Consider the following 23903-nt stretch of genomic DNA (forward strand, 5'->3'; position numbering starts at 1 on the left):
CTGCAAAATGGATAGACCCGCAATGTTACCTTTTTGCAGTCCCCATCACAACCGGCTGTCGTACTTGAAACACATTCGGGACAAGCTGCTGCCGGCTGCATCGGCGAACGCTGATCGAGGAAAGCCAGCCATGCGACAGGATGTTCCGTATTTTGCTAAGGTGACAAGCGCCTACCGCGTCCACGTATGGACGCTCACATTAGAAAGGACAGCATCATGCATGCGCACACCCACCCATCCCGATTCAGCATCACATCGGCGATCTTCGACGTGCTCGACCCGATACCGTTTGGCTTCTTCGTCGGCGCGCTCATCTTCGACATCCTGTACGCCAACACCTTCACGATGCTGTGGGTGAAGGCCGCCGCCTGGCTGATCAGCATTGGCCTCGTGTTCGCCATCATTCCCCAGCTGATCAACCTCGGCCGCACCTGGTTCGGGAAGAGCCGGGTCCGTACACGCGGCCTGGCGATCAACTTCTGGCTCCAGGTGGTCGCGATCGTGGCGGCCCTGTTCAACGCCTTCGTGCACAGCCGCGACGCCTATGCCACCATGCCCGCCGGCGTCTGGCTGTCCATCGTCACGGTGCTGGCGATGGTGATCGGCAGGATCGTCCTGGCCGCGGATACCGTCACTTACAAGGAGGTCCGCCATGGACAAGCGTAATCGCAAACTGCCGCTCGCACTGGGCGTGGCGGCCGCCCTGTCGCTGCTTCTTTCCGCCTGCGGCGAGAAGGCCCAGATGAACATCTCCCAGCAGGTCGGCGGCAATCCGTCCATGCCCAAGCCGCAGGACTTCCTGGTGCCGCCGATGCAGGTGCCCGATGGCGTCGGCTGGAAGGGCGACGCCAAGCCCCAGGTGGTCGCCGGGCTGCAGATCGAGAAAATCGCGTCCGGCCTCAAGCACCCGCGCCAGCTGCTGGTGCTGCCGAACGGCGACGTGCTGGTCGTGGAGGCCAACGGCCCCGGCGAGGAAGCCGTCACGACGCCGAAGCAGGTCATCGCCGGCAAGGTCAAGAGCCAGTCCGGCAAGGGCGGCAAGGGCGGCAACAGCGTCACCCTGCTGCGCAGGAAGCCGGGCGGCAGCGGCGAATGGGACAAGTACACGTACATCGAAAAACTGCACTCCCCGTTCGGCATCCAGCTGGTCGGCGACACCCTGTACATCGCGAACACCGGCAACATCATGAAGTATCGCTACACGCCGGGCGAAACCAAGATGTCCGACCCGGGCGTCGAACTGGGCGATCTGCCGAGCACCGTCAATCACCACTGGACCAAGGCGCTGCTGGCCAGCCCGGACGGCAAGTACCTGTATGTGGGCAGCGGCTCGAACAGCAACATCACGGAAAACGGCCTGGAAGTGGAATACCGCCGCGCCGCCGTGCTCGAGGTCGACGCCGCGACCGGCGCCAGCCGCGTCTTCGCGTCGGGCATCCGCAACCCGACCGGCCTGGGATGGGAGCCGCAGTCCGGCAAGCTCTGGGCCATCGCCAACGAGCGCGACGAGATCGGCGCCGACCTGGTCCCGGATTATCTGACCTCGGTGCAGGAAAAAGGCTTCTACGGCTGGCCCTACAGCTATTACGGCCAGCACGTCGACCGCCGCGTCCAGCCGCAGCGCCCGGACCTGGTGGCCAAGGCGATCAAACCGGATTACGCCCTGGGTTCGCACGTCGCGGCGCTGGGCCTGCTGTTCTACACCGGGACCGGCCTGCCGCAGTACAAGGGCGGCGCCTTCGTCGCCGAGCATGGCAGCTGGGACCGCACGCCGCTCTCCGGCTACCAGGTCGTCTACGTGCCCTTCGCCAACGGCATGCCCAGCGGCCCCGCGCAGCCGGTCGTGACCGGCTTCCATTCGGCCGACGAAAAGCAGCTGTTCGGCGCGCCGGTGGGCATGGCGCAGGATGCGGATGGGGCGCTGCTGATTGCCGACGACGTGGGCAACGTCGTGTGGCGCGTGACCAAGAAGTAATCGTAGGGTGGGCACCCCGTGCCCACGTTCAGCGCCGGCGTTACGCCAGCATGACGCGGGTACGGTGTGCCCGCCCTACCGTCTAGCCAGCTTCACCACATCGCCGTCGGCCAGCCCATCCGGCGGGCTGTCGATGATGCGGTCAGCCTTCGTGACGCCCTCCCCCAGCTCGATCGCATTCCCCAGGTCGCGCGCGATCCTCACCTTCCGCAAACGCACCTTGTTGGCGGCATCCAGCACCGCCACCTGGGCACCGTTGCGGCCCATGATCAGCGCGCCCGGCGGGATCGCCACCGCATTGCCCGCGATCGCCGCCTGGTCGAAAGCGACGGTGGCGAAGGCGCCCGGCACCAGTTCGGCCTTCGGATTCTCGGCCGCCAGCTGGACCAGCATGGTGCCCGATCCCGCATTGATGGCCTGGGCCAGCGACTGTACCCTGGCCTGCCAGGTCACGCCCGGGCGCTCCGGCACCGACACGCGGGCCAGGCTGCCCGGATGGATCTGCGCCACCTGGCGCTGCGGCACCTGCACGTACACGCGCAGGCGGCGCAGGTCGGACACCACGAACAGCTCGCTGCCGGCAGCGCCGCCCGAACCCGCGTTGACCAGCGCGCCGACGTCGGTGTTCCGCGCCGTGACCACGCCGTCGAAAGGCGCGGTCAGCTGGGTGTAGCGCTTCAGCGCCTGCTGGCGCTCGACGCTGGCCTGCAGCGCCGCCACGCTGGACTGCTTGGAGATGAAGTCGCCCTGCTTCTCGTCCGCTTCCTGCCTCGACACCGCGTTCTGCGCCACCAACGATTGCCAGCGCTTGGCCGTGCTCTCGGCCAGCGCTAGATTGCTGCGCGCGACCGCGAGCTGGGCCTGGGCCTGGCGCAGGTCCTGGTCGAGGTCCGGGGTTTCGATCGTGGCCAGCACCTGGCCGGCTTTCACGGGCGCGCCGATGTCGACGCGCCATGCCTTCAGGTAGCCGGACACGCGCGCGTAGATGGGCGCGCGCGACCAGGCTTCGATACGGGCCGGCAGCTCGATCGGGCTGCCGGCGATGTCCTTCAGCGCCACCAAATTCACGGTCTGCACCGCCCGCTCGGCCGCCGCTTCCTTGAGCTGCTCGGCCTGCGAGTGGCGGGTGGCGAGGCCGCCGGCCACCACGGCGGCGGCCACGGCCAGCGCGATCGTCCCGATCACCAGCGGACGTTTGTTTGTCGGTTTAGCTTGCATGAGCGGGAACTCCGGATTGGGGTGGCAGGCCTGCATCCAGCGCGCGCTGCTTGCGGCGGCCGTGGACCAGGCTGAAAACGACGGGAACGAAGACCAGGGTGGCGATGGTCGAGAACACCAGGCCGCCGATCACGGCGCGGCCCAGCGGCGCATTCTGCTCGCCGCCCTCGCCCAGGCCCAGGGCCATGGGCAGCATGCCGATCACCATGGCCAGTGCGGTCATCAGCACCGGGCGGAAGCGCACGAAGCCCGCCTCCAGCGCGGCCGCAGCAGCGTCGCCCAGTTCTTCCAGGCGCTCGCGCGCGAAGCTGATCACCAGGACGCTGTTGGCGGTGGCCACGCCCATGCACATGATGGCGCCGGTCAGCGCCGGCACCGACAAGGTAGTGTGGGTCGCGAACAGCATCCAGACGATGCCGGCCAGCGCCGCCGGCAGCGCCGAGACGATCACCGCCGGGTCGGTCCAGGACTGGAAGTTGACCACGATGAGCAGGTAGATCAGGCCGACCGCGCCCAGCAGGCCAAACAGCAGGCCCGAGAAGGCGCGCTCCATGGTGCGCACCTGGCCCAGCATCTCGACCGTCGCGCCCTTCGGCACGTCGGCCTTCGTTTCGTCGAGCACCTTGCGGATGTCGGCGGCGACGGCGCCCAGGTCGCGGTCCTGGGTGGTGGCGTGGATCTGCACCATGGGCGTGACGTCGTACTGGCTCACCAGCGCGCTGCCGTTGCCGCGTTCGAAGCGCGCGATCCCGCCCAGGGTGGCGGCGTTGGCGTTGGCGCCGTTGCCTACCGGGAGATTGGCCAGCGCGGACAGCGAGTCGAGCTCGCGCTCCGGGGTCTGCATCACGATCGGATAGGTCACGCCGGTGGCCGGGTTCAGCCAGTAGGTCGGCGCCACCTGGCTGGAGCCGGCCAGGTTCACCACCATGCTGTTGGTGACGTCGCGCGTGGTCAGGCCGAGCAGCTGGGCCTGGGTACGGTCGACTTCGACCTTGAACAGCGGCGCGCGGTTCGATTGCTGGATGCGGGCGTCGGCCACGCCCGGGATCGCGCGGATGCGTTTCAGGAGCTGGTTGGCGTAGCCGAAGTTGGCGTCGATGTTCCGGCCGCGCACCTGCACGTCGATCGGCGCCGGCGAACCGAAATTCAGGATCTGGCTGACGATGTCGGCCGGCGGGAAGGAGAAGGTGGTGTCCGGGAATTCGCGCGGCAGCACCTCGCGCAGCTTGCGCACGTAGTCGGCGGTCGGCGCGTGGTCCTCGCCCAGCGCAATCTGGAAGTCGCCGTCCTGGGTGCCGATGGTGCCGGTGTTGTTGTAGGTGAGGTTGATGCTGGACGAGGGCTTGCCGATGTTGTCGACCATCGTCACGATTTCCTTGCCCGGGATGACGCGGCGGATCGCTTCTTCGATCTTCGCGAAGCGCTTGGCCGTCTCCTCGACGCGGGTGCCGATCGGGGCCCTGGCGTGCAGCAGCACCTGGCCCGAATCGACGGCCGGGAAGAAGTTACTGCCCAGGAAAGGCAGCAGCAGGAAGGACAGCGCCACCACCGCGATGAAGCCGATCACGAAGGGACGGCGGTGCTGGATCGAATGCCGCAGGATCCCATGGTAGCGATGGCGCAGGCCTTCGAAGCGCGCTTCGAAGCCGCGCTGGAAGCGTTGGAACGCATTCGTCGGCTGGTGTGCATGCTCCTCGCGCGGGTCGTGCGCCCGCAGCAGCCAGTTGGCCATGGTCGGCACCAGGGTGCGCGACAGGATGAAGGAGCACACCAGCGCGAAGATCACGGCCTTCGCCATCGGCACGAACAGGAAGCGCGCCACGCCCTCGAGGAAGAACATCGGGATGAACACGATGCAGATGCACAGCAGCGACACCAGCGCCGGCGCGACGATCTGCTGGGCCCCGTCCAGGATCGCCGGCTCAACCGCCTTGCCCTGCTCCAGGTGCCAGTTGATGTTTTCGATGGTGACGGTGGCGTCATCGACCAGGATCCCGACCGCCAGCGCCAGGCCGCCCAGGGTCATCAGGTTCAGGGTTTCGCCGGTTGCGGCCAGCGCGATGATGGAGCCGAGGATGGACAGCGGGATCGAGACCGCGATGATCACCGTGGAGCGCCAGCTGCCCAGGAACAGCAGGATCATGACGCTGGTGAGGGCCGCTGCGATGGCGCCCTCGGTGGCCACGCCCTTGATGGCGGCGCGCACGAACACCGACTGGTCGTTGATCGGCACCACCTTCAGCGCATCCGGCAGGCTGGGCGCGAGCTGCTGCAGCTTGGCGCGCACGCCGTCGACGATCGCCAGCGTGGAGGCCGAGCCGTTCTTCAGGATCGACATCAGCACCGAGCGGCCGCCGTCGACGTGCACGATGTTGGTCTGCGGCGCATTGCCGTCGTGGACGTCGGCGACGTCGCCCAGATAGATCGTGCTGCCGCCCACGACCTTCACCGGCAGGCGCGCCAGGTCCGCGATCGCGGACGGTGCGTTGTTCAGCTGGATCGTGTATTCGAGCGCGTCGATCTTCTGGTTGCCGACCGGTGTCAGCACGTTCTGCGCCGCCAGCGCGTTGGCGATGTCCTGGGCCGACAGGCCGCGCGCCTGCAGGGCCTCGGGCTTGACGTCGACCTGCACCTGGCGCTGCTTGCCGCCGTAAGGGAGCGGGATCGCGGCGCCCGGCACCGTCACCAGCGGCGTGCGGATGGTGTTGAGGCCGAGGTCGAACAGCTGCTGCTCCGACAGTCCCTTGCCGGACAGGGCAAGCTGCAGGATGGGCACGGTGGCCGCGTTGTAGTTGATGATCAGCGGCGGCGTGATCCCGGCCGGCATCTGGCGCGAGGCCGATTGCGAGATCGCCGTCACCTGGGCGTTGGCCACCGCGATGTCGACGCCCGGCTGGAAGAAGATCTTGACGACGCTGATGCCGGCGTAAGTGTTGGCCTCGATGTGCTCGATATCGTTGACGGTGGTGGTCAGCGAGCGCTGGAACAGGGTCGAGACCCGCCCCGCCATCTGGTCCGGCGGCAGGCCTGTGTACTGCCAGGCCACCGCGATCACGGGCATCCTGATGTCTGGGAAGATGTCGGTTGGCGTGCGCATCGCGGCCAGCGGGCCGATGATGAGCAGGGTGAGCGCCAGCACGACGACGGTATAAGGTCGGCGCAGCGCGACGCGGACAAGGCCAAGCAGCATTGAATACTCCGGACAAGGGCAAACCAGCAGCCAAACCAGCACCAAACTGCCGTCATCTTCCTGTAATGACAGCCCATCCGCCGTGAAGCCGTGGTGCAAACCCGATAATATGCGCGAAAACCTTGGGGCTGGCTAGGGGCTGGCGCCTGCAAAGCCTTATGAAATTCGATTGGTAAATACAAATGAAAAGGGCGAGGCCTGCTGCCCCGCCCTTCCTTGACACTCGTATTTGCCGGAGCGCGCTTACAGCTCGCCGTCGACGACCACGCGGTCACGGCCGCCGCGCTTGGCGGCATACAAGGCCTTGTCCGCCGCCTCGATCAGGGCCCTGGCGTCCTCGAGCCGGCCCTTCTCGATACTCGCGACGCCGATGCTGAGCGTGACGTAGGGCCGCAGCGCCGCCGGCGCATGCGGCAGGTTCAGCGAGGCCACGTATTCGCGGATGCTTTCCGCCAGCTGGCGCGCCTGCTCGGCGTCGGTGTCGGGCAGGATGGCGGCGAATTCCTCGCCGCCGTAGCGCGCGGCGACGTCGGCCGGGCGCTTCAGGCGCGAGGCCAGCGCCTGCGCCACCGAGGACAGGCAGCTGTCGCCGGCCTGGTGGCCGAAGTGGTCGTTGTAGGCCTTGAAGGAATCGATGTCGGTCAGCAGCAGCGACAGCGAGCCGCCAAGACGCTGGGCGCGCCGCAGCTCGCGGTCGAGGGCGACGTCGAAGTAGCGGCGGTTGGCGATGCCGGTCAGGCCGTCGACATAGGAACGGGCGCGCAGCGATTCCGCATGGTCGAGCAGGCGCTTCTCGCGTTCGACGGTGCCGCTGACGTCACGAATTTCGACCAGGCAGAACGTCTCGCCCTCTTCGCGGAAGGGCGACACGCTGACGGCCTGCTCGATCCGCGGGCCGTCGAAGCTGCCGGCGGCGCGCAGCGGGAAGGGACTGGGGTTGTCGGTTTGCGGGATCGCGGTGGCGATGTCCTCGGCGAAGGCCGCCAGCACGGCGGCCTCCACGCGCGAACCGCGCAGCTCGGGGAAGACCTCGAACAACGGATGCCCCATGACGCGGGCGGCGGCACGGCCGCAGCGCGGCGTCAGCCAGCTGTTCCACAAGACGATGTGCTGGTCGGCGTCGAGCACGATGACGCCGCCATTGACGAGGTTCAGGACGCGCGAGGCAATGGCCTCTTGATTGGATGTGATCACTTGGCAGTTCGGTAAGGAATCGACTGCCGGATCATACCGGAACTCAGCCGTGCAGAACAGCTCGCAGGGTGCGCGAAAGATCTTCGGCCGAGTACTTCGCCACGTAAGCGTCGGCGCCGACTTTCTTGACGTGCTCTTCGTTGGTCGTGCCCGACAGCGAAGAGTGGATCACCACCGGCAGGCTGGCGAAACGCTGGTGCGTCTTGATCTTGCGGGTCAGCGTGAAACCGTCCATCTCCGGCATCTCGAGGTCGGTCAGCACCGCGGCCACGCGGTCCTGCACGGTCTTGCCCTCGGCTTCGGCGGCGGCGGCGATGGCGTTCAGCTGTTCCCAGCATTCCTTGCCGCTCTTGGTCATGATGAAAGGCAGGCCCATCGCGTCCAGGCCCTGCTCGATCAGGGCGCGCGCGACCACCGAATCGTCGGCCGCCAGCACCACGGAACCGGGCTTGACGACGATCTTGCTGCCGACCGCCTGCTGCACCGCGCGCTCGTCCTTTTCGTCGGGCGGGCTGAGGTCGCGCAGGATGGTTTCCACGTCCAGCACCTGGGCCAGGCGGGCCGGCTGGCCTTCGCTCGGCTCGAGGCGGGCGATACTGGTCACCATACCGCTGCCGGCGCTGTGCTCGGACGACATCACCTGGCTCCAGTCCAGGCGCACGATCTCTTCCACGCTCTCGACCGCGAAGGCCTGGGTGGTGCGGGCGAATTCCGTGACCAGCATGATGTTCAGGCCGGTAACGGGCTTGACGCCGGCGATGCCCGGCAAGTCCAGCACCTGGATGATCTGGCCGCGCAGGTTGACCACGCCCAGCACATGCCTGGGCGCGCCGGCGATCGCGGTGATCTCCGGCATTGCCACGATCTCGCGGATCTTGAACACGTTGATGCCGAACAGCTCGCTATGCTGGCCCTGGTCGTCGCCGCCGAGGCGGAAAAGTAAAAGCTCGAATTTATTGGTGCCGGTAAGGTTGCTGCGCTCGTCGACTTCCTGCTGAACCGATTTCATGTCTCATCCCGAAAAGTAGTAATTCCCCCGGGAAACGATTTTAGAGGCGAAGCTGGCGGCTGTGTCATTACGTGAGCAACTCTTGCTCAATTTCATCAGTTTCTGTTCCAAAAAACCACGGATTCTCACCTTTAGACGTCGTTCCCGCGAAGGCGGGAACCCAAGTTCTGCAAGCATTTCGATAACTTATAGAAACTTGGGTCCCCGCCTTCGCGGGGACGACGTTAACTACTTATCGAAAGCGCCAGGGTTTCTTTTACTTCTTCCATCACCACATAGGACTTGGACTGGGCCGAATCCGCCAGATGCAGGATCTCGCCCAGCAGGCGCCGGTATTCGGACATCTCCGGAATCCGCGCCTTGATCAGGTAGTCGAAGTCGCCCGACACCAGGTGGCATTCCATCACCTCGGGAATGCTGAGCATGGCACGGCGGAAGCGCTCGAAGGCTTTTTCGGATTTCTGCAGCAGGGTGATCTCGACGAAGACCAGGATCTGCAGCCCCATCGCCTGCGGATTGACCCGGGCGTAGTAGCCGGCGATCACGCCGTCGCGTTCCATGCGCTTGACGCGCTCGATGCAGGGCGTCAGCGACAGGCCGACCCGCTCGGCCAGGTCCTTCATCACGATGCGGCCGTCGCCTTGCAGGATGGACAGGATGTGGAGATCGATCTTGTCGAGCACCCGGTTCGATTCTTTTTGAACGCGCATGAAGTTTCACCAAATCTGCGAATAAATATAGGAACTAATTTGCTTATATCAGATATAAGATAGCAATCTTTTCTGATTCATCCAACCTATTTTTCGAGAGCATTATGCGAGTCATCGTACTGGGAAGCGGCGTGGTCGGCGTGTCGACCGCGTATTATCTGGCAAAGGCAGGCCACGAGGTCACCGTGATCGACCGCCAGCCCGGCGCGGGGCTGGAAACCAGCTTCGCCAACGCCGGCCAGATCTCCCCCGGCTATGCCTCGCCCTGGGCCGCCCCCGGCATCCCGATGAAGGCCTTCAAGTGGCTGTTCCAGCGCCACGCGCCGCTGGCGATCCGCCCGGACGGTTCGCTGTTCCAGCTGCAGTGGATGTGGGAGATGTATAAAAACTGCGACGCCGGCCGCTATGCGGTCAACAAGGAACGCATGGTGCGCCTCGCCGAGTATAGCCGCGACTGCATCCGCGAACTGCGCAGCGAGACCGGCATCGACTACGAAGGCCGCCAGCAAGGCACCCTGCAGCTGTTCCGCACCCAGGCCCAGTTCGACGGCGCCGCCAAGGACATCGAAGTGCTGCGCCAGGCCGGCGTGCCCTTCGAGGTGCTGAGCCGCGAGCAGCTCGCCGACGCCGAGCCGGCCCTTGCCAATGTGCGCGACAAGCTGGTCGGCGGCCTGCGCCTGCCGAACGACGAAACCGGCGACTGCCAGATGTTCACGACCAGGCTGGCCGCGATGGCCGCCGAAATCGGCGTGCGCTTCGAGTACGGCGTCGACATCCGCGCCATCGAATCGCAGGGCGACCAGATCACCGCCGTGCGTACCGACAAAGGCAGCTTCACCGCCGACCGCTACGTGGTGGCGCTGGGCAGCTATTCGCGCCTGCTGATGAAGCAGTTCTTCCGCGTGCCGGTCTACCCGCTGAAGGGTTACTCGATCACGGTGCCGATCACCGACGCCGCCCAGGCCCCGGTCTCGACCATCCTCGACGAAACCTACAAGATCGCCATCACCCGCTTCGAAGACCGCATCCGCGTCGGCGGCATGGCGGAAATCGCCGGCTACAGCAAGGAACTGAATCCGCGCCGCCGCGAGACCCTGGAGATGGTCGTGACCGACCTGTTCCCGGGCGGCGGCGACGTATCGAAAGCCAGCTTCTGGACCGGCCTGCGCCCGATGACCCCGGACTCGACGCCGATCGTCGGCGCGACCCCGCTGCGCAACCTGTTCCTGAATACCGGCCACGGCACCCTGGGCTGGACCATGGCCTGCGGTTCGGCCAGCGTGATCGCCGACCTCGTGAGCGGCAAGGTCCCGGCCATCCACACCGACGACCTGGCGATCTTCCGCTACGCCGGTTCGCGCCCTTCCGCGACCCGTCCCGAATTCGCGAAAGCCTGATGGTGGCGGGTGTTGCAGGGTTCGATGCCGCGCGCGCCGGGGCGCTGCTGACGGTCGACCTGGAAGCGGTACGTTCGAATTGGCGCCTTCTTCGCGACACCGGTGCGGGCGCGACCTGCGCGGCCGTGATGAAGGCCGACGCCTACGGTCTCGGCATGTCCGTGGTGGCGCCGGCGCTGGCCAGCGCAGGCTGCCGCGTGTTCTTCACGGCCCACCTGGACGAAGCCATGCGCCTGCGCCCGCTGGTGCCGGTGGACGCCACGATCCATGTGCTGCATGGTCCGCCGCCTGGCGCGGCCGCCGAATTCGTCGAACATGACCTGATTCCGGTGCTGAACGATCCTTCGCAGCTTGCCGAGTGGCGCGCCTTGTGCCGCAAGCTGCAGCGCCGCCTGCCGGCCGCGCTGCAGTTCGATACCGGCATGTCGCGCATGGGCATGGCACCCGCCGACGTCGAGCGGCTGCTGGCCGATCCAGCCTGGAAAGACGAGCTGCAGCCCGTGCTGGTGATGAGCCACCTGGCCTGCGCCGACGAAGCTTCGCACCCGATGAACGGGTTGCAGCGGGAACGCTTCGCAGCCCTGCGTGCGCGCTTTGCCGGCATTCCGGGCAGCCTGGCGAATTCCTCGGCGGTGTTCCTGGGGCCGGACTTCCACCATGACCTGCTGCGGCCTGGCGCCGCGCTGTACGGCATCAATCCGCAGCCGGGTTCAGCGAATCCGCTGCGCCAGGCGGTGGGGCTGCGTGCGCGCATCGTGCAGTCGCGCGTCGTGCAGGCCGGCGACATCGTCGGCTATGGCGCCCACTTCGTGGCCGATGGCCCGCGCCGGATCGCGACGATAGCGATCGGCTATGCGGATGGGTGGCTGCGTTCGCTGTCCTGCCGTGGGCATGCTTTCATCGATGGGCAGCGTGTGCCGTTTGCCGGGAATGTGTCGATGGATAGCATTTCGCTGGACGTGACCGGGATTCCGGAGGCGCGGGTACAGCCGGGTTGCGAAGTCGAGCTACTGGGTTCTCATCAGAGCGTGGATGATGTGGCGCGTGAGGCTGGGACAATTGGGTACGAAGTCTTGACGCGCTTGGGTAGCCGTTTCCACCGGCTCTATATATGACGTCGTTCCCGCGAAGGCGGGAACCCAAGTTCTGCCGGCGTTTCGTTAGCGCCTACAAACTTGGATTCCCGCCTGCGCGGGAATGACGGCCTAGAACAGCGCCCCCTGCGGACTCGTCAAGCGCGCAAAGCTGTCACCCAAAAACGGCAAAATCGCATCCGCCACCGGCTCCAGCTGCTTTTCCAGATAGTGCGCGTAGTCGATCGCCGAGCCGCCGCCGGCCTCGCGCACGTCGAGCGGTTCCGGTCCCGCAGTCGTCATCACATAGCGGATCCACCCGCCATTCCGGTACTGCGCCGGCCTTCCCTGCCGCAGGTGAAACTCGTCCGCAATCCGCGCCGCCCGCACATGCGGCGGCACGTTGCGCTCGTACTCGTCCAGCGCCCGCCGCAGGCGCTTGCGGTAGACCAGCTGGTCTTCCAGCTCGCCGTTCAGGGTGCGCGCCACGTAGTCGCGCACATAGTCTTCGTAGGGCTGTTCCTTGAAGATGCGCTCGTACAGGCCCTGCTGGAATGCCTGGGCCAGCGGCGTCCAGTCGGTGCGCACCGTTTCCAGGCCCTTGTAGACCATCTCGTCGCTGCCGTCGGCGCCGGTGGCCATGCCGGCGTAGCGCTTCTTGCTGCCCTCGTCCGAGCCGCGCACCGTCGGCATCAGGAAGCGCCGGAAGTGCACGTCGTATTCCAGCTCCAGCGCGCTTTCCAGTCCCAGTTCGTCCCGCAGCGTCGTGCGCCACCAGGCGTTCACGTGGTCCACCAGTGCCTGGCCGATGCGCCGCGCGTCTTCGTCCGCATGCGGCTTGCCCAGCCAGACGAAGGTCGAATCGGTGTCGCCGTAGATCACCTGGTAGCCACGCTCCTCGATCAGCTCGCGCGTGCGGTGCATGATCCGGTGGCCGCGCATCGTGATCGACGAGGCCAGGCGCGGGTCGAAGAAGCGGCAGGCGGGCGTGCCGAGCACGCCGTAGAAGGCGTTCATGATGATCTTCAGCGCCTGCGACAGCGGCGCGTTCTTTTCGCGCTTGGCCGCTTCCCTGCCCGCCCACACGCGCGTGACGATGCCGGGCAGGCAGTGCTGCGTACGCGAGAAGCGCCCGCCGCGAAAGCCGGGCACTGTCGCCTCTTCGGGCTCGGCCAGGCCCACCACCAGGCCGACCGGGTCGATCAGGAAGGTGCGGATGATGGACGGGTACAGGCTCTTATAATCCAGCACCAGCACCGAGTCGTAGAGGCCGGACTTCGAATCCATCACGAAGCCGCCGGGACTGTCCTCGGCCGCGACGTCGCCGATGTTGGGCGCGACGAAGCCCTGGCGGTGCATCAGCGGAATGTAGGAGTGCTCGAAGGCCGCCACCGAACCGCCGCTGCGGTCGGCCGACAGCCCTGTCACGCTGGCGCGCTCCAGCAGGAAGGCCATCAGATTGGTCTTCTCGAAGATGCGGGTGACCAGCTCGCAATCCTTCAGGTTGTAGCGGGCCAGCATCGGCTTGTCTTCAAAGAACATGCGGTCGATCTCGGCCATGCGGTCGTAGGGATTGCCGATCTCCTTGCCTTCGCCGAGCAGGGTCTGCGACACCGACTCCAGGCTGAACGAGGGGAAGCTCCAGGTGGCCGAGCGCAGCGCCTCGATGCCGTCGATGACCAGGCGGCCGGCGATGCCGCCGAAATAGAACTCGCCGCCGGCGCGCTCGCGCCACTCCATCGGGCTGCCGTCGCGGCCCAGGCGCAGCGGGCGCGCCATCTGCTCGGCGTGCTTCTGCAGCACGCGCAAATCGAAGCCGATCACGCTCCAGCCGATGATGGCGTCCGGGTCGTGGCGCACGAACCACTCTTCCATCCGGTCCAGCAGCGCCAGCCGGGTGTCGCAGTATTCGTAGTCGAAATCGACGATGCTCGCATCGCCGTTCGGCGGCCCGAGCATGTAGACCTGGCGCTGGCCGCAGCCTTCCAGCGCGATCGAGCGCAGCTCGCCCTGGAAGGTGGTCTCGATGTCCAGCGAGACCGTGCGGATGGGTGGGCGGTAGCCGCCGTCGGGCTTCAGCTGGCCATCCAGCAGCAGCTGCGGGTCCCTGGCGTCCGGCGTCCCGGCACATAGCACCGGCGCGGTGATGAAGCGCTCCATCAGGTAGCGCTCGGGCGGGCGCACGTCGGCCTCGTAGACATCGACGCCCTGCTGCCGCAGCTTCTTCTCGAGCGCCAGCAGCTTGCGGTACTGGCGGCAGTACAGGCCCAGCACCGGGCGATGCTGGAAGTCGGACAGGGCCAGCTCGCGCAGCTCGGCGCCCTTCTCGCCGCGCAGTACGAACTCCGCCGCTTCGCGCTGCGCCGCGGGAATGAAGGCGACCGCGCTCTGGCCGCCGACGCGCAATCGGCGCGGGCCATGTTCGGTGGCGAGCCAGAATTCCAGCTCGACACCGGTATCGAGATCGCGCCAGTGGCGGGTCAGCAGGAAGCCGCGCGGATGGACGGCGCCGTCCTCGCTGATGCCGTCGGCGTCGCTCATGGCGCGAAGGAGACGCTGTCGCCGCGGTAGCGCGCCAGTTCGGCCTCGCTGAAGCCGGCGCGGCGGCGCGCCTCCAGGTTGAACGGGCCTTTCAGGACCGGCGCCTTGTAGTGTAGCGCCAGCGCCTCGTAGGTGGCGATCGGCTCCAGGCCGCGCTCCTGGCACAGGCCCAGGTACCAGCGGTTGCCGATCTCGACGTGGCCGACTTCGTCGCGCAGGATGATGTCGAGGATTTCCGCGGCGGCGATGTCGCCGGCCTGGGCCAGCTTGGCGCGCAGCGGCGGGATCGCATCCAGGCCGCGCGCCTCCAGCGTGCGCGGCACCAGGGCCATGCGCGCGAGGATGTCGCCGCGGGTCTTCTCGACCATCTCCCACAGGCTGTCGTGGCCGGCAAAATCGCCGTAGGCATGGCCCAGCGTGCCAAGGTGGGCGTCCAGCAGCGAGAAGTGATAGGCCTCCTCCTTCGCCACCCGCAGCCAGTCGGCGTAGTAATCCGCGGGCATGCCGGGGAAGCGCCAGACGGCGTCCAGCGCCAGGTTGATGGCGTTGAATTCGATATGCGCAAGCGCGTGCACCAGCATCGCGCGGCCTTCGGGCGTGACCATGGAGCGGCGGCCGACCAGGCGCGGCGGCACCAGTTCCGGCTTTTCGGGACGGCCGGGGATGGCGCCGGCGGGCGCGAACACCGCGGCGGGATCGAGGGCCAGGCTGCCGTCTGCATACGCCCGGGCCAGGGCCGCGACGCCCTCGCATTTGCTGTGCGGGTCCGTTTGGAGCAGGTGGATCAGTGCGCCTGCGCGCAGCTCGAGCGGAGCGGACATCTTCGGTGTGGTGGTGCGTAAAAGCCGCAGTGTACCAAATCCCCGGGGCTCAGCGTCCCGGCTGTCCGCGCAGGGCCGGCTCTTCGCTGGCCTGCTCGTCCTTCAGTTCCTTGCTCAGGAAGTAGTTGAGCGCGGTCCGGATCACGGCGATCGCCGCCAGCTTGCCGATCCGCTCCCAGGTCGGCGCCACCGAGGTCGACAGGATGTCGGCTGCCAGCTGCAATTCCAGCGCCAGCGTCAGGTAGCGCGCGAAGGCCAGCCGGATCGGCACGAAGCTGCTGCCCCGCCCCGCCAGCAGATCGCGCACCAGGGCGAGGATGACGACCGCCACGCCGGCTGCGATCACCAGCGCGCCCAGCGCCTCCACCAGCAGGCGCAGCCACTCGACGCTGGATCGAACCTGCTCCTCGACTTGCTCAAACAAAGCACTCTCCTTATTGGTTGTACAGGTAGGCCGCCATGTTGCGCGCCTCCGTCTCGCTCACGCCCAGTTCCGGCATGGCGGTCTTCGGGTCGACGGCGCGCGGATGCTGGATCCACTTGACCAGGTTGGACGCGCTGTTCGGCAGCACGCCGGCGATATAGCCCTGGCTGCGCATGTCGGTCAGCGAAGGCCCGACCTTGCTGTCGGAATGGGCAATGCCCTTGATCTCGTGGCAGGCGGCGCAGCCGTAGCGGGCGATCAGTTGCTGACCGACGCGCGGGTTGCCGCCGGTGAGCGGATCGGTTTCCGGAGGCTGTTTCGAGCATCCCGCCAACGCAAGCAGCCAGAGTAATGGGACAAGGCGCTTCATCGCTGCGCTCCCGCCGCCGCGCCCTGGGGCGTGCGTCCCAGCCAGCGCGCGCACAGCACCAGGCCCGCCGCCACGTAGGCCAGGCCGCCCGGTATCCACATGATCAGGCCGCCCAGTTGCTGGTCTTCCAGCGCCGTCAAGCCGAAGGCCTGGGCCTTGCTGCCGTAGTACGGGTACCAGACCGACTCGGACATCGTGAACAGCGCGCCCAGGGCGCCGGTATGCATCATGGTCGTGAACAGGTAGAGCACGGCCGCGCCGCGTCCCTGTGCCCCGCCCTGGCGTCCCAGCACCGCCCACCAGAACAGCAGCGCGGAGAACAGGAAGCTGGCGTGCTGCAGCGCGTGCACGCCGTTGCTGGCGAGGCCGGCCTGGAAAGTGGCCGGTACGTGCCACATCCACAGCGCGGCAAAGTGCAGCAGCCAGGCGTTCAGCGGCCGGGTGAGGCTGTCCCAGGCCGCGCTTACCGCCGGGTTGTGGGTGGCCGAGCCGGTGCGGCGGCGCCAGGCGGCCGGCAGGCTCCAGACCCAGATCCCCAGCGGGCGCCCCAGCACCAGCATCGGCGCCGCCACGATCATCAGGAATTCGTGCTGGACCATGTGGGCGGCGAAGGAAAAGCTGCCGGCCGAATCCAACGGCGAGGCCAGCGCCAGGCTCAGGGCGATCCAGCCCCCGGCGAACCAGGCGACCTGGCGCGCCAGCGGCCGGCGCGACTGGCGCGAACGCGGCCACAGGCGGCGCAGGCCGAGCACGTAGAGCAGCAGCGACAGCGCCAGCAGGAACAGTACCCAGGGCTCGGCGCCCCAGGACAGCGCATCGGCGGCCGAATACTGGCCCTCGACGTCGTGGGCGCTCGCAGCGAACGGGGCCAGCGCCCCCATGCATAAGATTAACTTGCGCATGGCGACAGCACCCATTGTGGAAACCATTGCGCCAGCACGACCAGGCAGGACAGCGCCCCGACCATGGTCGCCACCATCGCCAGGAAGGGGCTGCGGTCCGGCGCCGCATCGGTGTCGCCGGCGGCCGGCCCCTGCGCGGCCTTGCCGGCGCGCCAATTGCGCCACGCGCCCCAGCTCATCCAGATGCAGGCCAGCATGAACACGGCGCTGACCAGGTTGGGCGCCAGCATGCTCTGGCGCGTGCAGGAAGGCGTCACCAGCGCGTAGGTGATGCTCAGGTTCGTCAGCGCCAGCGATGGCGCCACCAGCAGGGCCGGCCAGTTTCCCATATCAGAATCTCGCTCCCCAATAAATGACGGCATAAATCGGCAGCCAGCTCAGTACCACGAAGTACCAGTAGGCGGCGTTCTCGCTCACGTCCACATAACGCTTCCCCTCCATCAGCTTGGTGAAGGTCATCACGGTCAGCACGCCGGAATCGAAGGCATCGGTCACCAGGTGGGTCGTGTGCAGCGCCATCAACATCCACACCACGGAACCGTAGGCATTGCTGTCCCAGCGCGTGTTCAGCGCCCCGAACTCGAGCACGCGCACGCCCAGGAAAGCGATCGAGACCAGCATGCAGACCACCATCCACAGCCTGACCGCATGCAGGTCGAGCCGCTCGGCGGCCTTCTTGGCGTAATGGTTCGGCACCATGCTCGCCAACATGATCGCGGTGTTCACATTGCCCCAGATGAGCTCGGGCGGAAAGCGCGACATCGGCCACGCGCTGGCATGGCTGCGCAGGTAGAAGTAGGCCATGATGCATAGCGCGAACACCGTCCCTTCGATCAGCATCAGGCCCATGGTGCCCCACCACATCGGGCTGCGCTGGCCAAAGCCGAAGGTCGGCAGTGTCGAGACGTCGAGCAGCCGGCCGTCCTCCACCAGGCGCCCTTCGACCTTCGGGTCGCGTGCTTCCTTCTCCAGCTTTGGTGCGCTCATGGCAGGATCTCCGAGTCGACCCGCTTGCGTATCATGTCGCGCTTTGGCCAGAACCACATCGTGGCCGCGATCGCCACGGGCACCGCGCCCCACACCACGGCCCAGGGCGTGAAGATCGAGCCGACGAACAGGATGGTGGTCGCCACCCCGGCCCAGAACGGCCAGCTCGTGGAGCTGGGCAGCCACAGGCGGTGATCGACCTTGGCATCGGCCACCGAGGTGATCAGCACCTCACGGAAGTCGTTGGCCAGGCCGGTCACGTGGGTCGGGTCGGCCGGCGCCTGCCACAGCGGGTAGCGCCCGTGCACCACTGGCATCAACTTGAAATTACCCATCGGCGGCGGCGAGGAAACGCTCCATTCCAGGGTGCCCGCGCCCCAGGGGTCGCTGGCTGCGACTTCGCCATGGCGGCGGCTGCGCAGCACGTTGATAATGAAGAGCAGCACGCTGAGCGCGATAACGCTGCCGCCGATGGTGGCCACCATATTCAGTTTGCCCCAGCCCATCTCGGCCGGATAGGTATAGACCCGGCGTGGCATGCCCTGCAGGCCAAGCACATGCATGGGGAAGAAGGCGACGTTGAAGCCGATGAAGAACAGCCAGAAGTTCCAGCGGCCCAGGCGCTCCGACAGCATGCGCCCGGTGAACTTGGGGAACCAGTAATAGAAGGCGCCGAACAGCGGGAACACGGCGCCGCCCAGCAGCACGTAATGCAGGTGCGCCACCACGAAGAAGCTGTCGTGCAGCTGGTAGTCGAGCGAAACCGAGGCCAGCATCAGGCCGGTCAGGCCGCCCAGCACCAGGATCACGAAGAAGGCCAGCACGAACAGCAGCGGCGTCTTGAAATTGATGCGGCCGGTCCACAGGGTCGCGATCCAGCAGAAGATCTGGACGGAGGTCGGGATCGCGATCATCAGGCTGGCGGCGGTGAAGAAGGTCTTGCCCAGCTCAGGCAAATTGGTCGCGAACATATGGTGGACCCACAGGCCGAAAGCCAGGAAGGCGGTGGCGATCAGGGCCAGCACCATGGCCGGGTAGCCGACCACCGGCCGGCGCGAGAAGGTGGCGATGATGCTGGAGATGAAGCCCAGCGGCGGAATGAAGATCAGGTAGACCTCGGGGTGGCCGAAGAACCAGAACAGGTGCTGCCACAGCAGCGCGTCGCCGCCCTCCCCCGGATTGTAGAAATGGGTGCCGACCAGGCGGTCGGTAATCAGCGCGGTACTGGCCAGCATCACGGCCGGCATCGCGAACAGCACCATGAAGTTGGTCACCAGGATGGTCCAGACGAACAGCGGCATGCGGTTCAGGGTCATGCCGGGCGCGCGCATCTTGAAGATGGTGGTGATCAGGACGATCGCCTCCATCAGCGCCGAGAGCTCGGTGAAGGTGATCATCTGGGCCCAGAAGTCGACCCGCTTGCCGGGCGAGTACTGGGGGCCGGACAGGGGCACGTAGGCGAACCAGCCGGCGTCCGGGCCGATGTCGAGGAAGAAGGCGGCGTACAGCATGATGCCGCCCATGGTGAAGATCCACCAGGCGAAGGCGTTCATGCGCGGGAAGGCGACGCTGCGTGCGCCTATCATCAGCGGCACCAGGTAGGTCGCCACCGCCTGCATCACCGGCACCGCGAACAGGAACATCATGGTCGAGCCGTGCATGGTGAAGACCTGGTTGTACAGGTCCGCCGACAGCAGCTTCAGGTTCGGCTGCGCCAGCTGCAGGCGCATCGCCAGCGCCAGCAGGCCGCCGAGCAGGAAGAAGATGAAGGTGGTGACCATGAAGCGCTTGGCGATGGTCTTGTGGTTGATCGCCGCGAACCAGCCGATGATGCCGGGCGGGTCGCTCCAGGTCTGTTCCAGGGTTTGCGCGGCGCCGGGCGGCAGGCCGGGTCCCGATCGGTCGGGCCAGCTTCCCTGGGCGCGCTGGCCGGTATCTCCGCGAACGGTCATTTCAAGGTCTCCAGGTAAGCCAGCAGGGCTTGCAGGTCGTCGGGGTTGAGCGGGTTGGCCGGCATGTTGACGCCGGGCTTGAGCGATTGCGGGTCGGCGATCCAGCCGCCCAGGTGGCCGCGGTTGTTCGGGAACATGCCGGCGCCGATGGTGCGGCGGCTGGCCAGGTGGGTCAGGTCCGGCCCCAGCCTGGCGTTGGCGGTGGTGCCGGTGACGGTATGGCACATCACGCAGGATTTGCCGAGGAAGACTTCGCGCCCGCGCCTGGCCAGCGCATCCGACGGTTCGGCGGCCGGCTGGCGCTGTTGCGCGGCCCAGGCCTCATAACGGTCGTTCGGCTCCGCCTCGACCAGCAGCGCCATCATCGCGTGCTCCAAGCCGCAGAATTCGGCGCACTGGCCGCGGTAAGTGCCGGCGCGGTCGGCGCGCAGGCGCAGCGTGGCGGTGCGGCCGGGGATCAGGTCCTTCTTGCCCTGCAGGTTGGGGATCCACAGGCTGTGGATCACATCATTGCTGCGCAAAGTGACCACCACCGGGCGCCCCACCGGGATGTGCAGCTCGTTGGCGGTGCTGAATTCGCGCGACGGGTCGGCATCCTTGTAGCGCGCTTCCCACCACCACATGTGGCCGACCAGCTCGATGTTGACGGCATCCCGCAGCGGCAGGCGCGCCAGCGCGCGGCTGGTGAAGACGTCGGCGGCGAGCAGCGCCAGCAGCCCAAGCGTGGCGGCGCCGGTGGACCAGGCGACGATGCGCCAGATGCGCCGCTCGGGCCGCGCCAGGGAGTCGAGGTCGGGCGACGTGGCGGCATCCGCGCGCGGCGCGATCCACAGCGCCGCCACGCAAGCCGCCACGATGAGCAGGAACACGAAGGCGCACAGGCCCAGGGTAAAGTTCCACAGGCTGCCGATATGCTCGGCCTGCACGCCCGTGGGCCGCAGCGCGTCCTGCCACGGCTTGATCGCCAGGAAAACACCGGCGTGCATGTTCATTGCTCCGCCGCCGGGGTGGCTTCGTGGGTCGGCGTTTCCTTCTTGCGCCGGTTTTCCGGCTCGGCCGCCTGCAGGCTGTCGCTGCGGTTCGGCGACACGGCGCCGCCCAGCTGCCCGCTCAGCGAACGCACGTAGGCGACCAGCTGCCAGATCTGGTCTTCGGGGATGTGTTCGCCGAAGGCCGGCATCCCATTCGGGCGGCCATGGGCGATGCTGGCGTAGATCGCGCCGGGATCGGAACCGTAGCGCCACTTGGCGTCCATCAGCGCCGGGCCGATGTTGCCGCCTCCGCCGCCGCTATGGCAGGCGTTGCAGTTGTATGCCTTGTACCAGCTCTTGCCCTGGGAGACCGCGTAGGCATTCTCTTCGTAGCGGTTGCTGACCGGGGTCACGCCGCTGGCGGCATAGGAGGGGTCGGCGACGCCGGATGCGGCCGCCGGCGCCTTCATCGGCCGCATCTCGCGCTTGCAGGCGGCCAGCGCCAGCACGGCGGCCAGGCAGGCGCTCATATAAACACAGCGGGGGTTCATGGCTGGCCTCCGGCACTGAGCGACGGCGCCGCCGCGCGCGGCACCGCATACGCATCCAGGATCGCGTCGATGTCAGGCTTGCGCCTTGCCAGCACCTCGTCGAGGCGGTCGCGCAGCGCGGTATCACCCTTGCGCACGCCCATCGCGATCGCATATTCGAAAGGCATGGCCAGGCCGGCCGGCGCCTGCACCGGCGCGAGGTCGAGCGCCACCTTCGCGCGGGGCGCGAACCAGCCGGCCTGCGGCCCCCATACCAGGGCCACGTCAATGTTGCCGCCGGCGACGGCATCGACCATGCGCTTGCCTGCCGGGCCGTCGCCATAGACCAGGAAGCCGGTCACGTTTTCGACCGCGCCGTGTTGCGCCAGCGCGGCGCCGGGCGGGCTGGCGGCGAGGTCGTTGCCGATCAGCTGGACGCCGAAGCGGCGCGCATGCAGCTGGCCCGGTTCGAAGCCGGCGAAAGCCGGCGTGCCGCGCCGCGTCACCGCCACATAGGTCGAGCGGTAATAGGGACGGGTGCGCAGGACCCTGTCGAAACCGGCCGGCACGCCGATGAACAGGTCGCACTCCCCCGCCCCCATGGTCTTGCGCACGAAGCCGCGGGTCTGCTCCTGCCAGAACCAGCGCAAGGACATGCCGAGATCCTCGGCCACCAGGCGCGCGATGCGGTTTTCGAAACCGGATTCGTCGCGCTGCGAGTACGGCAGGTTGGCGGGGTCCGCGCAGACGCGCAACTCGGGCGCCTTTTCCGGCTCGGCCGCCCGCACGGCCCCGCAGGCCATGCCCAGCGTCAGGAGAGCGACACGCAGGTCAGGGCAGCGCAAAGACATACAGCGTCCCTCCCTTCCCGGTGTACGACGGCAGATCCTTCATCGCGTTGGCGAAACCGTTGGCGGCGCCGCCGTCACGCGGATCGAGGCCGCCCGAGACGATCGCGCCGGCCCAGCCGCCCACGCCGGACAGGATCGCGATGTACTGCTTGCCGTCCGGTCCGCGGTAGGCGATCGGCTGGCCGATGATGCCCGAGCCGGTCTTGAACTGCCACAGCGGCGTGCCGTTGCGGGCGTCGACGGCCTTGAACCAGCCGTCCATGGTGCCGTAGAAAACCACGTCGCCGGCGGTGGCCAGGGCCCCGCTCCACACCGGGAAGCGCTCCGGAATCTGCCAGCGCTTGCGGCCGTTGGCCACGTCCCAGGCGGTGAACAGGCCGCGGTTGCCGCCGGGGCCCGCGTACATCTTGTTGTCCACGCCCACGTAAGGCGTGCCGGCGATGTAGGAGACGTCGTAGGTTTCGGTGTCCTGGCACAGGTTCTGGTGCGGGATGTAGAGCAGCTGGGTGCGCGGCGACCAGCTCGATGGCTGCCAGTCCTTGCCGCCCGGGGACACCGGGCAGATCTCGCGGATGGTCTGGCCGGTGCGCGGCTGCTTTTGTGGGTTGTACTTCAGCTGCCCGGTGGAGAGGTCGACGCCTTCGGTGGTGGTGATGTGGACGAAGGGCTCGGCCGACAGCACCTGGCCGTTGGTCCGGTCCATCACGTACACGTAGCCGTTGCGGTCGGGATGCACCAGCACCTTGCGCTGCTGGCCCTTGAAGGGGATGTCGAGCAGGATGTTCTCGTTGACGCCGTCGTAGTCGTGCAGGTCGTGCGGGCTGTACTGGTAGAACCAGCGCGCCTGGCCGTCGCTCGGGCTGCGCGCGAAGATCCCCGACGTCCACTTGTTGGCGCCGGGGCGCTGCGCCGGATTCCAGGGGCCCGGGTTGGCGGTGCCGTAGTAAATCAGGTCGGCCTGCGGATCGTAGGAGATCCAGCCCCACACGTTGCCGCCGCCGATTTTCCAGGATTCGCCGGGCCAGGTCTTCACGCCCAGGTCCTTGCCGCGGTCGGACGCGTAGAAGGGCTTGAAATCCGGGCCGATCAGCACATCGCTGTCCGGACCCGTGCTCCAGGCGCGCCAGGCTTCCTTGCCGGTCTTGGTGTCCAGCGCCACCAGCCAGCCGCGCACGCCCAGCTCGCCGCCGCTGTTGCCGACCAGGACCTTGTCCTTGACGACCAGCGGCGCCATGGTGATGGTCTCGCCCTTCCTGATGTCGCCCAGTTTGGTGCGCCAGGCTTCCTTGCCGGTGGCGGCATCGACGGCAATCGACTGGCCGTCCAGGGTGTTCATGAAGATCCGGCCGTCGGCATAGGCGACGCCGCGGTTCACCAGATCGCAACAGGCCACGCCCTGGGACTTTGCATCCGGGTTCGGCTCGAACTTCCACTTCATGGGCGCGCCGGGCCTGGTGAGGTCGAGCGCGTACAGGTAGTTGGGGAAAGGCGCCACCACATACATGGTATTGCCGACCACGATGGGCGCCGCTTCCTGCCCACGGTCGACGCCGGTCGAGAAGGTGAAGGCCACCTGCAGCTTGCGGACATTGGCCGGGGTGATCTGGTCAAGGGGGCTGAAGCGGGTGCTGGCGTAATCGCGGGCCGCCATCGGCCACTCGCCGTCGTTGGCCAGCTGGGCCTGCGCCCCGCCCTGTATTCCGCCCAAGCCGACTGCTGCCAGGACGGCGGCCAGGTACAGCCTCCGCATCCGCATGACGTCTCCCTTAATGCATTATTGACAATGTA

21 protein-coding genes are annotated in these 23903 nt (G+C 67.1%); 4 read left to right on the forward strand and 17 right to left on the reverse strand.

Features of this window, described 5'->3' with window-relative positions; all coding sequences use genetic code 11:
• Positions 1 to 216: 216 nt before the first annotated feature.
• Both LQV39_RS21040 and LQV39_RS21045 read left to right on the forward strand, forming a co-directional pair.
• Positions 217 to 666 carry a hypothetical protein gene (locus tag LQV39_RS21040; RefSeq protein ID WP_230028717.1) on the forward strand — a complete coding sequence of 150 codons (450 nt, stop codon included), beginning with the start codon at positions 217 to 219 and terminating at the stop codon, positions 664 to 666.
• On the forward strand, positions 653 to 1975 hold the full coding sequence (locus LQV39_RS21045) for a sorbosone dehydrogenase family protein (RefSeq protein WP_230028719.1): 1323 nt from the start codon (positions 653 to 655) through the stop codon (positions 1973 to 1975). Before LQV39_RS21040 ends, LQV39_RS21045 begins: the two co-directional genes overlap by 14 nt.
• 75 nt (positions 1976 to 2050) lie before the next feature.
• On the opposite strand, the gene LQV39_RS21050 is transcribed toward LQV39_RS21045, so the two are convergent.
• The 5 genes from LQV39_RS21050 to LQV39_RS21070 all read right to left on the reverse strand — a co-directional run bounded on the left by LQV39_RS21050 (position 2051) and on the right by LQV39_RS21070 (position 9296).
• On the reverse strand, positions 2051 to 3193 hold the full coding sequence (locus LQV39_RS21050) for an efflux RND transporter periplasmic adaptor subunit (RefSeq protein WP_230028721.1): 1143 nt from the start codon (positions 3191 to 3193) through the stop codon (positions 2051 to 2053).
• Positions 3183 to 6380, reverse strand: coding sequence for an efflux RND transporter permease subunit (locus tag LQV39_RS21055; protein WP_230028915.1), 3198 nt, complete (start codon positions 6378 to 6380; stop codon positions 3183 to 3185). Before LQV39_RS21055 ends, LQV39_RS21050 begins: the two co-directional genes overlap by 11 nt.
• Before the next feature lie 246 nt (positions 6381 to 6626).
• Complete coding sequence (locus LQV39_RS21060; RefSeq protein WP_307727863.1) at positions 6627 to 7577, reverse strand: GGDEF domain-containing protein; 951 nt, start codon at positions 7575 to 7577, stop codon at positions 6627 to 6629.
• A 43-nt stretch (positions 7578 to 7620) separates the two neighbouring features.
• Complete coding sequence (locus tag LQV39_RS21065) at positions 7621 to 8586, reverse strand: chemotaxis protein (RefSeq protein ID WP_230028723.1); 966 nt, start codon at positions 8584 to 8586, stop codon at positions 7621 to 7623.
• Positions 8587 to 8810: 224 nt separating this feature from the next.
• Entirely contained in the window at positions 8811 to 9296 is a 486-nt protein-coding gene (locus tag LQV39_RS21070; protein WP_230028725.1) for a winged helix-turn-helix transcriptional regulator, read from the reverse strand.
• Between the two features lie 104 nt (positions 9297 to 9400).
• Here LQV39_RS21070 and LQV39_RS21075 point away from each other — a divergent pair, with 104 nt between their 5' ends.
• Positions 9401 to 10693, forward strand: a complete 1293-nt coding sequence (locus LQV39_RS21075; protein WP_230028727.1) for a D-amino acid dehydrogenase — start codon at positions 9401 to 9403, stop codon at positions 10691 to 10693.
• Complete coding sequence (alr, locus tag LQV39_RS21080; protein ID WP_230028728.1) at positions 10693 to 11808, forward strand: alanine racemase; 1116 nt, start codon at positions 10693 to 10695, stop codon at positions 11806 to 11808. The genes LQV39_RS21075 and alr overlap by 1 nt, the downstream gene beginning before the upstream one ends.
• A 90-nt stretch (positions 11809 to 11898) precedes the next feature.
• Here the strand turns inward: alr and LQV39_RS21085 are convergent, their stop codons facing one another.
• The 12 genes from LQV39_RS21085 to LQV39_RS21140 are packed head-to-tail and all read right to left on the reverse strand — an operon-like array spanning position 11899 to position 23871.
• Entirely contained in the window at positions 11899 to 14307 is a 2409-nt protein-coding gene (locus LQV39_RS21085; RefSeq protein WP_230028729.1) for a DNA polymerase II, read from the reverse strand.
• On the reverse strand, positions 14304 to 15128 hold the full coding sequence (locus LQV39_RS21090; RefSeq protein WP_230028730.1) for a ferritin-like domain-containing protein: 825 nt from the start codon (positions 15126 to 15128) through the stop codon (positions 14304 to 14306). The genes LQV39_RS21085 and LQV39_RS21090 overlap by 4 nt, the downstream gene beginning before the upstream one ends.
• 49 nt (positions 15129 to 15177) lie before the next feature.
• Positions 15178 to 15552 (reverse strand): DUF1622 domain-containing protein, encoded by a 375-nt coding sequence (locus LQV39_RS21095; RefSeq protein ID WP_230028732.1) that lies wholly within the window; start codon positions 15550 to 15552, stop codon positions 15178 to 15180.
• Between the two features lie 10 nt (positions 15553 to 15562).
• On the reverse strand, positions 15563 to 15922 hold the full coding sequence (locus tag LQV39_RS21100) for a cytochrome c family protein (RefSeq protein WP_230028734.1): 360 nt from the start codon (positions 15920 to 15922) through the stop codon (positions 15563 to 15565).
• Positions 15919 to 16824 carry a cytochrome c oxidase assembly protein gene (locus tag LQV39_RS21105; RefSeq protein ID WP_230028736.1) on the reverse strand — a complete coding sequence of 302 codons (906 nt, stop codon included), beginning with the start codon at positions 16822 to 16824 and terminating at the stop codon, positions 15919 to 15921. Before LQV39_RS21105 ends, LQV39_RS21100 begins: the two co-directional genes overlap by 4 nt.
• Positions 16812 to 17153: a hypothetical protein gene (locus tag LQV39_RS21110; RefSeq protein WP_230028738.1), complete on the reverse strand. Its 342-nt coding sequence runs from the start codon at positions 17151 to 17153 to the stop codon at positions 16812 to 16814. The genes LQV39_RS21105 and LQV39_RS21110 overlap by 13 nt, the downstream gene beginning before the upstream one ends.
• Before the next feature lies 1 nt (position 17154).
• The gene (locus LQV39_RS21115) at positions 17155 to 17811 is read right to left on the reverse strand and encodes a cytochrome c oxidase subunit 3 (protein ID WP_230028740.1); all 657 of its coding nucleotides are present in this window, start codon (positions 17809 to 17811) and stop codon (positions 17155 to 17157) included.
• On the reverse strand, positions 17808 to 19763 hold the full coding sequence (ctaD, locus tag LQV39_RS21120) for a cytochrome c oxidase subunit I (protein WP_230028742.1): 1956 nt from the start codon (positions 19761 to 19763) through the stop codon (positions 17808 to 17810). The genes LQV39_RS21115 and ctaD overlap by 4 nt, the downstream gene beginning before the upstream one ends.
• Positions 19760 to 20749: a c-type cytochrome gene (locus tag LQV39_RS21125; protein ID WP_230028743.1), complete on the reverse strand. Its 990-nt coding sequence runs from the start codon at positions 20747 to 20749 to the stop codon at positions 19760 to 19762. The genes ctaD and LQV39_RS21125 overlap by 4 nt, the downstream gene beginning before the upstream one ends.
• Before the next feature lie 2 nt (positions 20750 to 20751).
• Complete coding sequence (locus LQV39_RS21130; protein WP_230028745.1) at positions 20752 to 21285, reverse strand: c-type cytochrome; 534 nt, start codon at positions 21283 to 21285, stop codon at positions 20752 to 20754.
• On the reverse strand, positions 21282 to 22115 hold the full coding sequence (locus LQV39_RS21135; RefSeq protein WP_230028747.1) for a quinoprotein dehydrogenase-associated putative ABC transporter substrate-binding protein: 834 nt from the start codon (positions 22113 to 22115) through the stop codon (positions 21282 to 21284). The genes LQV39_RS21130 and LQV39_RS21135 overlap by 4 nt, the downstream gene beginning before the upstream one ends.
• The gene (locus tag LQV39_RS21140) at positions 22096 to 23871 is read right to left on the reverse strand and encodes a methanol/ethanol family PQQ-dependent dehydrogenase (RefSeq protein WP_230028749.1); all 1776 of its coding nucleotides are present in this window, start codon (positions 23869 to 23871) and stop codon (positions 22096 to 22098) included. Before LQV39_RS21140 ends, LQV39_RS21135 begins: the two co-directional genes overlap by 20 nt.
• Between the last annotated feature and the right edge of the window lie 32 nt (positions 23872 to 23903).

The organism is Massilia sp. Bi118 (assembly GCF_918697865.1).
In the GTDB taxonomy this organism is placed as follows: domain Bacteria; phylum Pseudomonadota; class Gammaproteobacteria; order Burkholderiales; family Burkholderiaceae_D; genus Telluria.

What these genes read in the sequence shown, in the direction of transcription:
- LQV39_RS21040 (WP_230028717.1), top strand. Translation starts at nt 217, where the DNA reads ATGCATGCGCACACCCACCCATCCCGATTCAGCATCACATCGGCGATC.
- LQV39_RS21045 (WP_230028719.1), top strand. Translation starts at nt 653, where the DNA reads ATGGACAAGCGTAATCGCAAACTGCCGCTCGCACTGGGCGTGGCGGCC.
- LQV39_RS21050 (WP_230028721.1), bottom strand. Translation starts at nt 3,193, where the DNA reads ATGCAAGCTAAACCGACAAACAAACGTCCGCTGGTGATCGGGACGATC.
- LQV39_RS21065 (WP_230028723.1), bottom strand. Translation starts at nt 8,586, where the DNA reads ATGAAATCGGTTCAGCAGGAAGTCGACGAGCGCAGCAACCTTACCGGC.
- LQV39_RS21070 (WP_230028725.1), bottom strand. Translation starts at nt 9,296, where the DNA reads ATGCGCGTTCAAAAAGAATCGAACCGGGTGCTCGACAAGATCGATCTC.
- LQV39_RS21075 (WP_230028727.1), top strand. Translation starts at nt 9,401, where the DNA reads ATGCGAGTCATCGTACTGGGAAGCGGCGTGGTCGGCGTGTCGACCGCG.
- alr (WP_230028728.1), top strand. Translation starts at nt 10,693, where the DNA reads ATGGTGGCGGGTGTTGCAGGGTTCGATGCCGCGCGCGCCGGGGCGCTG.
- LQV39_RS21085 (WP_230028729.1), bottom strand. Translation starts at nt 14,307, where the DNA reads ATGAGCGACGCCGACGGCATCAGCGAGGACGGCGCCGTCCATCCGCGC.
- LQV39_RS21090 (WP_230028730.1), bottom strand. Translation starts at nt 15,128, where the DNA reads ATGTCCGCTCCGCTCGAGCTGCGCGCAGGCGCACTGATCCACCTGCTC.
- LQV39_RS21100 (WP_230028734.1), bottom strand. Translation starts at nt 15,922, where the DNA reads ATGAAGCGCCTTGTCCCATTACTCTGGCTGCTTGCGTTGGCGGGATGC.
- LQV39_RS21105 (WP_230028736.1), bottom strand. Translation starts at nt 16,824, where the DNA reads ATGCGCAAGTTAATCTTATGCATGGGGGCGCTGGCCCCGTTCGCTGCG.
- LQV39_RS21110 (WP_230028738.1), bottom strand. Translation starts at nt 17,153, where the DNA reads ATGGGAAACTGGCCGGCCCTGCTGGTGGCGCCATCGCTGGCGCTGACG.
- LQV39_RS21115 (WP_230028740.1), bottom strand. Translation starts at nt 17,811, where the DNA reads ATGAGCGCACCAAAGCTGGAGAAGGAAGCACGCGACCCGAAGGTCGAA.
- ctaD (WP_230028742.1), bottom strand. Translation starts at nt 19,763, where the DNA reads ATGACCGTTCGCGGAGATACCGGCCAGCGCGCCCAGGGAAGCTGGCCC.
- LQV39_RS21125 (WP_230028743.1), bottom strand. Translation starts at nt 20,749, where the DNA reads ATGCACGCCGGTGTTTTCCTGGCGATCAAGCCGTGGCAGGACGCGCTG.
- LQV39_RS21130 (WP_230028745.1), bottom strand. Translation starts at nt 21,285, where the DNA reads ATGAACCCCCGCTGTGTTTATATGAGCGCCTGCCTGGCCGCCGTGCTG.
- LQV39_RS21135 (WP_230028747.1), bottom strand. Translation starts at nt 22,115, where the DNA reads ATGTCTTTGCGCTGCCCTGACCTGCGTGTCGCTCTCCTGACGCTGGGC.
- LQV39_RS21140 (WP_230028749.1), bottom strand. Translation starts at nt 23,871, where the DNA reads ATGCGGATGCGGAGGCTGTACCTGGCCGCCGTCCTGGCAGCAGTCGGC.